Here is a 12,537-nt window from a genome sequence, read left to right on the forward strand (position 1 = left end):
CCGCCCCTGTTCGCTCACTCTCAACGCCCGGTGCCCCTCATGAAAAAATCCGGCTCCTACTTCTACCTCTGGGTGGTCGGCGCGATCATCCTCGGCGGCCTGATCGGGCATTTCTTCCCCGATTTCGGGGTCAAGCTCAAGCCGCTGGGCGACGGCTTCATCGCCCTGATCAAGATGCTGATCGGCCCGATCATCTTCCTGACCGTGGTGCTGGGCATCGCCGGCGTCGCCGACGTCAAGAAGGTCGGGCGCGTGGGGGTCAAGGCGATCCTGTACTTCGAGGTCGTCTCCACCATCGCCCTGGTGATCGGCCTGGTGGTGGTCAACACGCTCAAGCCCGGCGCCGGCTTCAACGCCGACCCGGCCAAGCTCGACCCGGCGCTGGTGGCCAAGGCCACCGACTACGCGCACAAGGCCGAGCAGCAGAGCACGGTCGACTTCCTGCTGCACATCATCCCCAAGACCTTCACCGACGCCTTCACCGGCGACGGCAGCCTGCTGCAGGTGCTGCTGCTGGCGGTGCTGTTCGGTTTCTCGCTGCTGCACATGGGCAAGGCCGGCGAGAAGGTCATGGACCTGCTGGAGCCGCTGTCGAAGGCGTTCTTCGGGATCATGAGCATGATCATGAAGCTGGCCCCGATCGGCGCCGGCGCGGCGATGGCCTTCACCATCGGCGAATTCGGCGTCGGCGCGCTCGGCCCGCTGATGAAGCTGATGGGCAGCTTCTACCTGACCTGCGCGCTGTTCGTGCTGGTCGTGCTGGGCCTGATCGCGCGCTTCACCGGCTTCAGCATCGTCCGCTTCATCTACTACATCCGCGACGAACTGCTGCTGGTGCTGGGCACGTCCTCGTCGGAATCGGCGCTGGTGCCGCTGATGCGCAAGCTCGAACGGCTGGGCTGCTCCAAGCCGGTGGTCGGCCTGGTCGTGCCCAGCGGTTACTCGTTCAACCTCGACGGCACCAACATCTACCTGACCATGGCGGCGATCTTCGTCGCCCAGGCGCTCGGCGTGGAACTCACCCTGACCCAGGAAATCACCCTGCTGGCGGTGGCGATGCTGACCTCCAAGGGCGCCTCCGGCGTCACCGGCGCCGGCTTCATCACCCTGGCCGCGACCCTGCACGTGGTGCCGGCGGTGCCGGTCGCGGGGCTGGCGCTGATCCTGGGCATCGACCGCTTCATGAGCGAGGCGCGCGCGCTGACCAACATCATCGGCAACGGCGTGGCCACGGTGGTGGTGGCGCGCTGGGAGAACGAACTGGATCGCGACCAGCTCAACCGCGAACTGCTCAATCCGCCGAGCGCGACCGAGCTCGACGCCGACCTGCCTTCCGACCATCACGGTCCGCTGGGCGAGAAGGCCTGACCCGCCGCGGGCGCATCGCCCGCGCCCGACCGGGCGGCCCGCGCGCGGGCCGCCATCCACCCGACTTCCCCCCTTGCCGGGCGCCTCGCGCGCCCGGCACGGAGCCCTGCTGCCAGGACGGCGCCGACGAACCTGGAGCACGACCATGCGCAACGCCCGCTTCGCCTTCGCCGCATCCCCCCTCGCCCTGGCCATGTGCGCGCTGCCGCAGGCCGCGCCGGCGGCGAGCTTCGACGACTGGCCGACCAAGTACCGCTTCGCCGACGGCACCGAACTCTCCGCCACCGCCAACTGGGCCTACGACGTGGTCGACTTCGACGGCGACGGCTACGGCACCGCCGCGACCCGGCTCAAGGACGACGGCCACTACCGCCGCCGCGAATTCGGCATGAACCTCAAGAAGAAGGACGTCTACGACTTCACCGCGGTGTTCGACTTCGAATCCAAGCTCTGGCTCGACGTCGCCCTGCGCCTGGAAACCAAGGCCATGCTCGGCGCCGACTACGGCAAGGTCCGGGTCGGCTACTTCAAGACCCCGGTCAGCATGGAGAGCGTCGCCGCCTCGCGCGCCGGCAGCCTGCTTGAGCTGTCGGCGGCCTCGCAGGCGGTCTATGAAGGCCGCCGCACCGGCGTGGAATGGTCGCTGGAACGCCCGCGTTACGCGCTCAGCGCCGCCTACTTCTTCGGCCACGACCTGCAGGGCGACAACCCCGGCACCACCGCCGCCGGGCGCGCGGTGTGGACGCCGGTCAAGGACAAGGACCATGTCGTGCACCTGGGCCTGAGCGGATCGGTCGAGAACCCGCACGGCTACCGCGACGGCCGCGGCGCCTGGTTCGGCCCCGCCGCGCGCTTGCGCGCGCGCCCGCTCAACGGCCTCACCGCGACGCGGCTGGTCGATTCGGGCAGCCTGCGCGACACCGACAAGATCGTACGCAACGGCCTGGAGGCGCTGTGGATCGACGGGCCGTGGTCGGTGCAGGCCGAGTACCTGCGCGCGACCGCGCAACGCGACAACGGCCAGCGCGATTTCAGCGCCGACGGCTATTACCTCACCGGCAGCTGGGTGCTCACCGGCGAGACCCGGCCCTACACCGGCAACAACGTCGGCAACGTCAAGCCGGCCCACGGCTACGGCGCGGTCGAACTGCTGGCGCGCTACGGCGAGCTCGACCTCGACGACGGCGGCATCGCCGGCGGCAAGCAGCGCGACTGGACCCTCGGCGCCAACTGGTACCTGACCAGCCACTTCAAGTTCCAGGCCAACTACGTGCACGTGAAGGCGGACAAGGGCCTGCTGTCGGCCGATCCGGATCTGCTGGAGATGCGCGCGCAGCTGCAGTTTTAAGGCTTGGCGCTGAGAAAGACGGGAACGCGGAGTGGTTGGAACCGCCGCGAATCTCGAAGCGCGGCGGGCATCACGTTCGCCGCGCAGCGCGGGGCCCGGCTTGACCGCCGTCTCACCCCCGCCCCGCTAGTCTGCCCAGGCCCCGACGCCGCGCTCCGCTCCCTTTTTCCTTTCTCCCTTCCCCGGCCCGAACCATGCTCCACACCCGCCGCCGCCAACTGCGCACCGCCACCTGGATCGTCCTGATCCTGGCCGGCATGCTGCTGTCGGCGTTGGTGGCCGGGCGCATCGCCTATTCCCAGGCGCTGCAGCGCCAGGCCGGCGAGGCCAGCGCGCTGCTGGCGCAGCGCGCGCAGGTGATCGAGCAGCACATCGACCGCTACCGGATCATGCCGGCGGTGCTGTCGCTGGACCCGCAGCTGCGCGCGACCCTGGCCAATCCCGGCGATACCGCCCAGCGCCAGCGCGCCAACGAGCGGCTGGTCCAGCTCAACTTCGCCAACCGCACCAGCACCCTGACCCTGATCGACCGCAGCGGCACCGGCATCGCCGCCAGCAACTGGGACCAGCCCAACAGCAACGTCGGCTATTCCTACGCCTTCCGTCCCTACTTCCAGCTGGCGATGGCGCATGGCGCCGGCGAGTTCTACGCCATCGGCGTCACCACCGGCGTGCCCGGCCACTTCATCGCCCGCGCGGTGCGCGACGAGCGCGGCGGCGCGGTCGGCGCGGTCGCGGTGAAAGTCGAACTGGAGGACATCCGCTCGGACTGGAGCGAGCGCGGCGACGTGGTCCTGCTCAGCGACAACCACGGCGTGGTGTTCCTGTCGGCGCAGCCGCAATGGCGCTACCGCATGCTGCATCGGCTGCCGCCGGACTGGCAGCGCGAACTGCGCGACACCCGCCAGTACCAGAGCCAGCGCCTGCGTCCGGTCGCGTTCGACGTGCAGCGCGAGATCGACGGCGGCGCGCGCGTGGTGCGCTGGCGCGAGCCGCGCCTGCGCGAGCCGATGCTGTGGCAATCGCTGCACCTGGCGCGCGAGGACTGGACCTTGCACCTGCTGCGCGACGTCACCCCGAGCATCCGCACCGCCTGGATCGCGCGCGCGGTCGCCGCCGGCGCCTGGCTGCTGGCGGTGGCGGTGGCGTTGCTGTTGGTCCAGCGCGGCCGCATCGCCGCGCTGCGCCTGCGCAGCCGGCAGGAACTGGAGAAGATGGTCGAGCACCACGCCGAAGCGCTGCGCAACGCGCAGGACGGGCTGGTGCACGCAGCGCGGCAGGCCAGCATGGGCGAAGGCCAGAGCCTGGAGCATTTGCCGCAGGGCGTCAGCGTGGTCGATGCGCAGCTGCGCCTGGTTGCCTGGAACCAGCGCTACGCCGAACTGTTCCGCTATCCGCCCGAACTGCTGCAGGCGGGCCGGCCGATCGAGGACCTGATCCGCTTCAACGCCCGCCGCGGCCTGCTCGGCGCCGATCCGGAAGACGCGATCCGCCGCCGCCTCGACCATCTGCAGCGCGGCCAGCCGTATCTGCACGAACGCGAGCGCCCCGACGGCACCGTGATCGAGATCCGCGGCAACCCGATGCCCGACGGCGGCTTCGTCACCAGCTACGCCGATATCACCGCCTACAAGCAGGCCGCGCGCGACCTGCGCACGCTGGCCGACAGCCTGGAACGCGGCATCGAGCAGCGCACCAGCGACCTGCGGGCGGCCAAGGGCGAGGCCGAGCGCGCCAACCGTTCCAAGACCCGCTTCGTCGCCGCCGCCGTGCACGACCTGCTGCAACCGCTCAACGCCGCACGCATGTACCTGTCCTCGCTGCGCCGCCGCGTCGGCGATCGGGAAGGCCGCGAACTGGCCGACCACATCGAGGCCGCGCTGGCGGCGCAGGACGACATCCTCTCCAGCCTGCTCGACATCTCGCGTCTGGAATCGGGCGCGCTGGAAGTGCGGCGCGCGGCGCTGCCGCTGGCGCGGGTGTTCGCCGCCATCGACAGCCAGTTCCGCATCCTCGCCGAATCGCGCGGGCTGCGCCTGCACGTGCTGCCCACCCGCGCGTTGGTCGACAGCGACGAGGTGCTGCTGCGGCGGATCCTGCAGAACTTCGTCTCCAACGCCATGCAGTTCGCCCCGCGCGAAGGCCGCATCGTGCTCGGCGCGCGACGCCTGCGCGAGGGCGTGCGCATCGAGGTGTGGGACAGCGGGCCGGGCATCGCCGAGAACAAGCGCGAGCTGATCTTCGAGGAGTTCCAGCGCCTGGACACCGGCGTGGAAGCGCCGCAGCGCGGCGCCGGCCTGGGCCTGGCGATCGTGCGGCGGGTCGCGCGCCTGCTCGGCCACCGCGTCGAGGTGCGTTCGTGGCCGGGGCACGGCAGCGTGTTCTCGGTCGAGGCGCCGTATGCGCGCGCGGTGGCCGGACCGGACACTGCTACGCCGTCGAACGCCGCGCCATCGACCGCCGCCGCTGCGGTTGCGGCGCCCCAGTCCGCGACAACGTCGGCGCAGGCCGCGGCCACCGCCGATCCCGACTCGCCGCTGCGCGGCCGCACGGTCTGGGTGATCGACGACGACCTGCATTCGCGCCAGGCCGCGCTGGGCCTGCTCGGCGACTGGGGCTGCGAAGCCAGCGGCGCCGCCAGCGCCGCCGAAGCGCTGACCCGCGCCGACGCGCAGCCGCCGCCGGAGCTGTTGCTGCTGGACTACCGCTTGGGCGAGAGCACCGGCTTCGAACTGGCGACGCAACTGGAAGCCAAGTGGAAACGCTTGCCGCCGGTGGTGCTGATGTCGGCCGACGCCGACCCGACCCTGCGCCCGCGCGCGGCCGAGCGCGACTGGCATTTCCTGCCCAAGCCGCTCAAGCCGGCGGCGCTGCGCGCGCTGGCGTCGCGGCTGTTGGCGCGCGGCGAGTGAGTTGCGGCGCGATTTGAAACTCCGCGGTCGCGGCTTGCGCCGCTCCTACAAAGGCTTCGACGCGACAACGCAGCGACTGTAGGAGCGGCGCAAGCCGCGACCGCGCCACTGCGCCACTGCGCTTGCGACGCAAGCGCCGACGCGCGCTAGGCCAACCCGCCGACCCCGTCGTGCAGCTCGCCGCCGTCCTCTTCCAGCGACAGCCCCTTCACCAGCACCGCCGCCTGGGTGCGCGAATGGCAGCCCAGCTTGCGCAGGATCGCGGTGACGTGGATCTTCACCGTGTTCTCCGCCAGCGACAGCTCATAAGCGATCTGCTTGTTGAGCAGCCCGTCGGCCAGCCGCAACAGCACCCGCATCTGCTGCGGCGTCAACTGCGCCAGCCGGTCGGCCAGCTGCGCGTCGCCTTCGTCGCGCTCGGCCTGCTGCGGCGGGAACCACACCTGCCCGGCCAGCACCGCGCCCACCGCTTCGCCCAGCACCGCTGCCGGCGCCGACTTGGGCACGAACCCCAAGGCGCCGAACTGCTGCGCGCGGCGGATCGTGCGCGGGTGCTCGTTCGAGGAAATGATCACCACCGGCAGCTCGGGCCGCTCGCCGCGCGCGTACACCAGCGAGGAGAAACCCATCGCGCCCGGCATCATCAGGTCGAGCATGGCCAGGTCGAACGCCTCGCCGCTGCCGATCGCCGCTTCCAGCGCGCTCTGGCTGGCGACCTCGACGATGTGCGCGCCCGGCGCGATCTCGCCCAGCGCGTAGCGCAACGCCGCCCGGAACATCGGATGGTCGTCGGCGATGAGGATGCGCAGCGCGGCGTCGGCCATGGGGGATCCCGGTGGAAAGCGGGTCCGATCCTACACGCTCCGGCCGCGGGCCGGGGCGGCCGGGAAGGCTTCGGCCCCGGGGCTCGCGCTTGTGGGAGGGACTTCAGTCCCGATGCTTTCCGCTCAGGTCGCCGCGATCCGGGAAAAAAGCATCGCGGCTGAAATCCCTCCCACAAAAGCAGCCCCGCGAACCGCAAAAACGAACGGGGCGGCCGAAGCCGCCCCGTTCATGCATCGCTCGCGCGAGCCGCTCAGCCCAGCAGGTGGGCGACGCCGGCGCGCTCTTCTTCCAGCTCGGCCAGGGTCTTGTCCATGGCCTTGCGGCTGAACTCGTCGACTTCCAGGCCTTCCACGCGGGTGTACTCGCCGTTGGCGGTGATCACCGGCACCCCGTACATCACGCCTTCGGGGATGCCGTAGCTGCCGTCCGACGGCACGCCCATGGTCACCCACTTGCCGTTGCTGCCCAGCACCCAGTCGCGGATGTGGTCGATCGCGGCGTTGGCGGCCGAGGCGGCCGAGGACAGGCCGCGCGCTTCGATGATCGCCGCGCCGCGCTTGCCGACCTGCGGGATGAAGGTGTTGGCGTTCCAGTCGGCGTCGCCGATCTTGTCCTTCAACGAGGCGCCGCCGGCCTTGGCGAAGCGGTAGTCCGGATACATGGTCGGGCTGTGGTTGCCCCACACGATCAGGTTCTCGATGTCGCCCACGGCCACGCCGGCCTTGGCGGCGAGCTGGCTCAGCGCGCGGTTGTGGTCCAGGCGCAGCATCGCGGTGAAGTTCTTCGCCGGCAGGTCCGGGGCGGACTTCATCGCGATGTAGGCGTTGGTGTTGGCCGGGTTGCCGACCACCAGCACCTTGACGTTGCGCGAGGCGACCTTGTTCAGCGCGGCGCCCTGGGCGGTGAAGATCTTGGCGTTCTCCAGCAGCAGGTCCTTGCGCTCCATGCCCGGGCCGCGCGGACGCGCGCCGACCAGCAGGGCGATGTCGGCGTCCTTGAACGCCACTTCCGCATCGTCGGTGCCGACGATGCCGGCCAGCAGCGGGAACGCGCAGTCTTCCAGCTCCATGATCACGCCCTTGAGCGCGGCCTGGGCCTTCTCCAGCGGCAGCTCCAGCAGCTGCAGGATCACCGGCTGGTCCTTGCCGAGCATTTCGCCGGAGGCGATGCGGAACAGCAGCGAGTAGCCGATCTGGCCGGCAGCGCCGGTGACGGCAACGCGGACGGGAGTCTTCATCGAGGTGTTTCCTTCGCTAGTGAACGTTGGGGCGGGCGCGGGCCCGCGAGTGTTTACAGGACGCGCGCGCCGTCACAGCCGGTAGCCGAGCGGCGCGAGCTTGTCCTTGATCTGGTCGGGTTGGTAGCCGTAGACGATGTCCTGGCCGACGATGGTGACCGGCACGCCGCGCGCGCCGACCGCGGCCATCGCGCGCTGGCCCTGTTCGGTGTCGACGTCGATCAGGGTGTAGCGCACGTCGGCCAGCTCGAAGTCCTTGCGCAGCTTTTCGCAGTAACCGCACCACTGCGCGGCGAGCATGACGATGCGCTTGTCGCCGGTGGCGTGGCGCGGATCGTCCGCGGCGAGCTGCGCCGGCGCCGAACCGAACCACTGCTGCGGCAGGCCGCCGCCCATGGCGAGCTTGGCGCCGGCCGCGCCCACGGCGAGCGCGGCGACGACGCACAACACGGTGCTTACGCGCATGACGTCGTCCTTCTCGTCGCGGGCGGGCGGCTTCGCCGGGCTCAGGCGAGCTCGGCGAAGAACTCCTGGAAGCGCTGCAGGCCCGGGGCCAGCTGCGGCGTCGGGCAGGTGTAGCTGATGCGCAGCGCGTTGGGTTCGCCGAACGCCGAGCCCGGCACGCAGGCCACGCCCTTGGTTTCCAGCAGCGCGTTGCACAGGTCCATGTCGTTGCCGATCTTGGTCCCGCTGGGCTGGTGGGTCTTGCCGAAGGCGACGCTGATGTCGGGGAAGACGTAGAACGCGCCCTGCGGACGCGGGCAGATCACGCCCGGGATCGAATTCATCACCGCCATGACCTGGTCGCGCTTGGCCTGGAACTCGGCGCAGCGCTGGGTCGGCACGTCCTGCGGGCCCGACAGCGCGGCCACGGCGGCGGCGGTGACGATCTCCGGCACGTTGGTGATGTGGTTGGAGTTCATCGTGGTCACCGCCTGGGCGATCACTTCCGGCCCGGCCATGAAGCCCACGCGCCAACCCGGCATGCCGTAGGTCTTGGACAGCGAGTCGATGAAGATCACCCGGTCGCGCAGCTCGGGACGCGAGTGCACGAAGTTGTGGTAGCCCAGGCCGTCGAACACCATGCGGTTGTAGATGTCGTCGGTGATGACCCAGGTGTCCGGGTACTTGGCGACGACCGCGGCCAGCGCGTCGATCTCTTCCTTCGAATAGACCATGCCGGTCGGGTTCGAGGGATTGTTGAACAAGAACACCTTGGGCTTCTTCGCCAGGGCGACGTCGAGCTGCTGCGGGGTGAGCTTGTAGTCCTGCGAGGCCGGGCACGGCAGCAGGTCGATCTTGGCGTTGACGATCTCGGCGATGTCGAGATAGCTGGTCCAGTACGGGGTCGGGAAGACGATGGTGTCGCCTTCGTCGAGCAGCGCCTCGGCGATGTTGTAGATCACGTGCTTGGCGCCGATGCCGGTCGCGCAGTTGACGCGCCCGTAGCCGCTCAGGCCGATCTTGCCCATGTGCTCGATGAAGGCGTCCAGCAGCGCGTCGGCGCCGCGGTTGCTGCCGTACTGGCCGCTGTCTTTGGCCAGCGCTTCGCGCACGGCGGCGTAGACGTGGTCGCCGGGCAGGAAGTTGGGAACGCCGATGGAGAAGCTGATGATGTCGCGGCCTTCGGCCTTGAGCCGCTTGGCCTTTTCGGCAACCTGCATGATCGCGCTGGGCTTGGCGCGACCGATGCGCCGGGCGAGCTGGGGCATCGTGTGAACCTCGTGGGGTGGTTACGACGGAGCGAGGATGGACGGCGCCGGAAGCAGCGGCGCGGCGCGCGGGGCGCCTCGCGGGCGACCTTGCGGAAAGGGCCGCGATTACCGCTGGTTCGAGCCGCAGAATGGTATCACAGCGGCCGCTGCGGACCGGCCCGCGCGCGGCCGCGGGGCGAGGCCGCGGGCGCCGCCGGCCGTGCATCTGCGGCCGGCTGGCCATGCACGATCCGCCTCTTGAAAACGAGACGGCGTTCAGGTTTAGTGTGCCGGCTCGAATCGCCTGCGCATGCAGGCGGCGGCGGACGCGGGGGACGCGGCCGCGGCCGTTCGGGCCGCTCGGGGATTCCAAACGCTTTCGTCAGGGACATCGGCATCAGGGGGCCGATTCGATGAAATCACTCGCCAGCAAGCTGGCCGGCGCCGTCTTGGCGCTGGCGATTACGTGCGCGCCGCTGTCGGCCGCCCACGCCCAGAACCGTACCGCCACCGACGCCCAGGGCCACGCGCTCAAGGTCGAAGGCAGCGTGGTGCTGATCGAACCGGACATCGAGCTGAGCCTGGTCTCGGCCGGCGGGCTCGCCGAGCCGCGCAAGGAATGGTCCGACGCCGCGCGCAATCTCTACCCGCAGGCCGTGCGCGAGCTGCTGGCCGGCTCCAAGGCCGAGCGCCGCGACGACTACGACGTGCCCGACGACCTCGACCCGAATTCGCAGATGGGCCAGATCGTGCGCCTGAACCAGGCGGTGGCGCTGAGCATTTCCCAGTACAGCCTCGGCGGCGCGCTGGCGACCAAGAAAGACGCCAAGACCGGCAAGCCGCGCATGGACTGGAGCCTCGGCCCGGGCGTGGCCGGGCTGCGCGAAGCCACCGGCGCCGACTACGCCCTGTTCACCTACATCCGCGACTCCTACGCCACCGGCGGGCGCACCGCGGTGCGGCTGCTGACCATGCTCGCCGGCGCGGCGGTCGGCGCCTACATCGACGTCGGCGGCGGCAGCCAGGTCGGCGTGGCCACGCTGGTGGACCTGCGCACCGGCCAGGTCGTGTGGTTCAACCAGATGGTCAAGGGCAGCGGCGACCTGCGCGACGAAAAGGGCGCCAAGGGCACCGTCGCCAGCATGCTCAAGGGCATTCCGCTGTGAGCGGCGCGGCGCTGCGTCCGCCGCGCCGGCCCGCCTCCGCCCTGCTCCGCTCCGCCCCGCTGTCGTGGGTCCTGGCCTGCGCGCTCGCCGCGCCGGCGCCGGCGTCGGCCGCCGCGCCGGTCGAACCGATCCGGCCCGGCGAACGGCCCAGCCCCGGCAGCACCGAGGCCGAGCTGTGGTACGGCATGGACCAGGCCGAGCGCGACATCAAGACCGCGCCGGCGCTGGTGCGCGATCCCGCGCTCAACGCCTACGTGCACGGCGTCGCCTGCAAGGTCGCCGGCGAGCACTGCGCCGACCTGCGCGTCTACATCGTCGACGTGCCGGTGTTCAACGCCTCGATGGCGCCCAACGGCACGATGCTGGTGTTCACCGGCGCGCTGCTGCGCATGCAGGACGAATCCGAGCTGGCCCTGGTCCTGGGCCACGAGTTCGCCCACTACCGCCAGCGCCACGGCCTGCGCGGCTGGACCAAGGCCAAGAGCACCACGGCGGCGATGGCGTCGATCGCGATCATCCCCAGCGTGGTCGCGCTGGCCGCCTCGCTCGGCGGGCTGGCCAGCGTCAGCAAGTTCTCGCGCGACATGGAGCGCGAGGCCGACCGGATCGGTTTCGACCGCGTGGTCGGCCTGGGCTACGACCCGCAGGCCGGCGCGCAGGTGTGGGGGCGGATGCTGCGCGAGGAAAAATCCAGCAAGCGCTCCAAGCCCTGGCCGGTGTTCGCCAGCCATCCCAACACCGCCGAGCGCCTGGAAGACACCGCCGCCGCGGCCAAGACCCACGCCGGCGCGCCCGGCGAAATCGGCCGCGACGCCTACCAGGCGGCGATGCGGCCGTGGCTGGACCGCTGGCTGGCCGGGGAACTGTCGCGGCGCACCTACGACACCTCGATCCAGGTCATCGGCGACCTGCGCGAGGAAGCCCTGCGCGCCGGCGACCACGGCAACCAGGGCCTGTACGGCTACTACCTCGCCGAAGCCTACCGCCGCCGCGGCAAGAACGACGACCGCCAGCGCAGCGCGCAACTGCTGAGCGAGGCCGTCGCCCACGCCGACGCGCCGCCCGCGGCCTGGCGCGAGCAGGCCTACGCGCTGCGCGAACGCAAGGACGCGGCCGCCGCGATCGACGCGTTCCGCCGCTATCTCGCCGCCGCGCCCGACGCCGAAGAACGCCCCTTCATCGAAAAAACCATCGCCGAACTGGAGACCGCTCCGTGACTTTGCGCCTCAAGACCTTCGCCGCGGCCCTGGCGGTCCTCGCCCTGGCCGGCTGCGCCGCCAACACCCTGCAGCGCGCCGGCGCCTCGACCGTGTTCGACCTGCGCCTGGACAGCACCCTGGACTGGGCCCGGATCAAGGGCGCGCGCCAGGAAACCTGGACCATCGACGGCACCCGCCTGAACCAGTTGCGCATCTACTCCAACATCAAGCCCGGCGAACACGTGTTCATGGCGCGCAAGGAGAAGGCCTCCAAGCCCGACGGCCCGTGGTTCCGCAGCGGCATGCGCCCGGACGAACTGCGCGACCTGGTGCTCGACGGCCTGCGCGAGGAAGGCGCGGTCAACATCGACGGCGGCGAACTGCATCCGCACCGCTTCGGCGCGGTCGACGGCCTGCGCTTCGACTTCTCCCTCAGCAACGCCGACGGCCTCAACTACCGCGGCACCGTCGCCGCGGTGGAGCGCGACGGCAAGCTGACCTCGCTGGTGTGGATGGCGCCGAGCGAGCACTACTACGGCCGCGACGCCGACTCGGTCGGGCGCATGCTCGACACGATGCAGTTCGTGCGCTGAGCGCCCCGCCGCCCGCCCGAAGCCCTGTCGGGCCTTCCCGCCCGATGTCCTGCGGGAGGGCCTTCAGGCCCGACGCCCTCGGCTCAGGCCGCCATGCACCGGCAGCAATCCGCCGGGCCATGCGACCCCAAAAAAAAGACGGCCTCGCGGCCGTCTTTTTCGTTCCCGCCGCTGCGAACCCGCGGCGGGCGCAAG

Annotated in this window: 10 protein-coding genes; 6 read left to right on the top strand and 4 right to left on the bottom strand. The window is 70.6% G+C overall.

The features are described from left to right. Nucleotides 1–39 precede the first annotated feature (39 nt). The 3 genes from BLV01_RS23200 (at nt 40) to BLV01_RS23210 (ending at nt 5,628) form a co-directional block, all read left to right on the top strand. Complete coding sequence (locus BLV01_RS23200; protein ID WP_091805836.1) at nt 40–1,368, top strand: dicarboxylate/amino acid:cation symporter; 1,329 nt, start codon at nt 40–42, stop codon at nt 1,366–1,368. 193 nt (nt 1,369–1,561) lie between these two features. Beyond that, nucleotides 1,562–2,716, top strand: coding sequence for an OprO/OprP family phosphate-selective porin (locus BLV01_RS23205; RefSeq protein WP_254782749.1), 1,155 nt, complete (start codon nt 1,562–1,564; stop codon nt 2,714–2,716). 194 nt (nt 2,717–2,910) lie between these two features. Then, entirely contained in the window at nt 2,911–5,628 is a 2,718-nt protein-coding gene (locus BLV01_RS23210) for a hybrid sensor histidine kinase/response regulator (RefSeq protein ID WP_091805842.1), read from the top strand. A gap of 146 nt (nt 5,629–5,774) precedes the next feature. On the opposite strand, the gene BLV01_RS23215 is transcribed toward BLV01_RS23210, so the two are convergent. The 4 genes from BLV01_RS23215 to BLV01_RS23230 all read right to left on the bottom strand — a co-directional run bounded on the left by BLV01_RS23215 (nt 5,775) and on the right by BLV01_RS23230 (nt 9,402). Further along, nucleotides 5,775–6,452 carry a LuxR C-terminal-related transcriptional regulator gene (locus BLV01_RS23215; RefSeq protein WP_091805845.1) on the bottom strand — a complete coding sequence of 226 codons (678 nt, stop codon included), beginning with the start codon at nt 6,450–6,452 and terminating at the stop codon, nt 5,775–5,777. A 251-nt stretch (nt 6,453–6,703) separates the two neighbouring features. Next, on the bottom strand, nt 6,704–7,690 hold the full coding sequence (locus BLV01_RS23220) for a malate dehydrogenase (RefSeq protein ID WP_091805848.1): 987 nt from the start codon (nt 7,688–7,690) through the stop codon (nt 6,704–6,706). A 72-nt stretch (nt 7,691–7,762) separates the two neighbouring features. Then, entirely contained in the window at nt 7,763–8,155 is a 393-nt protein-coding gene (locus BLV01_RS23225; protein ID WP_091805851.1) for a glutaredoxin family protein, read from the bottom strand. A 41-nt stretch (nt 8,156–8,196) separates the two neighbouring features. Next, the gene (locus BLV01_RS23230) at nt 8,197–9,402 is read right to left on the bottom strand and encodes a pyridoxal phosphate-dependent aminotransferase (RefSeq protein WP_091805854.1); all 1,206 of its coding nucleotides are present in this window, start codon (nt 9,400–9,402) and stop codon (nt 8,197–8,199) included. 395 nt (nt 9,403–9,797) lie between these two features. Between BLV01_RS23230 and BLV01_RS26485 the strand changes: the two genes are divergently transcribed. From BLV01_RS26485 to BLV01_RS23240, 3 genes are read left to right on the top strand one after another with little or no spacing between them, the layout of a single operon-like run. Next, nucleotides 9,798–10,550: a hypothetical protein gene (locus BLV01_RS26485; RefSeq protein WP_175486224.1), complete on the top strand. Its 753-nt coding sequence runs from the start codon at nt 9,798–9,800 to the stop codon at nt 10,548–10,550. After that, nucleotides 10,547–11,767, top strand: coding sequence for a M48 family metallopeptidase (locus tag BLV01_RS26490; RefSeq protein ID WP_175486225.1), 1,221 nt, complete (start codon nt 10,547–10,549; stop codon nt 11,765–11,767). Before BLV01_RS26485 ends, BLV01_RS26490 begins: the two co-directional genes overlap by 4 nt. Next, the gene (locus BLV01_RS23240; RefSeq protein WP_139179125.1) at nt 11,764–12,342 is read left to right on the top strand and encodes a hypothetical protein; all 579 of its coding nucleotides are present in this window, start codon (nt 11,764–11,766) and stop codon (nt 12,340–12,342) included. Before BLV01_RS26490 ends, BLV01_RS23240 begins: the two co-directional genes overlap by 4 nt. Nucleotides 12,343–12,537: the final 195 nt, after the last annotated feature.

Source organism: Lysobacter sp. yr284, assembly GCF_900107375.1.
Classification (GTDB): domain Bacteria; phylum Pseudomonadota; class Gammaproteobacteria; order Xanthomonadales; family Xanthomonadaceae; genus Lysobacter.

What these genes read in the sequence shown, in the direction of transcription:
- BLV01_RS23200 (WP_091805836.1), top strand. Translation starts at nt 40, where the DNA reads ATGAAAAAATCCGGCTCCTACTTCTACCTCTGGGTGGTCGGCGCGATC.
- BLV01_RS23205 (WP_254782749.1), top strand. Translation starts at nt 1,562, where the DNA reads ATGTGCGCGCTGCCGCAGGCCGCGCCGGCGGCGAGCTTCGACGACTGG.
- BLV01_RS23210 (WP_091805842.1), top strand. Translation starts at nt 2,911, where the DNA reads ATGCTCCACACCCGCCGCCGCCAACTGCGCACCGCCACCTGGATCGTC.
- BLV01_RS23215 (WP_091805845.1), bottom strand. Translation starts at nt 6,452, where the DNA reads ATGGCCGACGCCGCGCTGCGCATCCTCATCGCCGACGACCATCCGATG.
- BLV01_RS23220 (WP_091805848.1), bottom strand. Translation starts at nt 7,690, where the DNA reads ATGAAGACTCCCGTCCGCGTTGCCGTCACCGGCGCTGCCGGCCAGATC.
- BLV01_RS23225 (WP_091805851.1), bottom strand. Translation starts at nt 8,155, where the DNA reads ATGCGCGTAAGCACCGTGTTGTGCGTCGTCGCCGCGCTCGCCGTGGGC.
- BLV01_RS23230 (WP_091805854.1), bottom strand. Translation starts at nt 9,402, where the DNA reads ATGCCCCAGCTCGCCCGGCGCATCGGTCGCGCCAAGCCCAGCGCGATC.
- BLV01_RS26485 (WP_175486224.1), top strand. Translation starts at nt 9,798, where the DNA reads ATGAAATCACTCGCCAGCAAGCTGGCCGGCGCCGTCTTGGCGCTGGCG.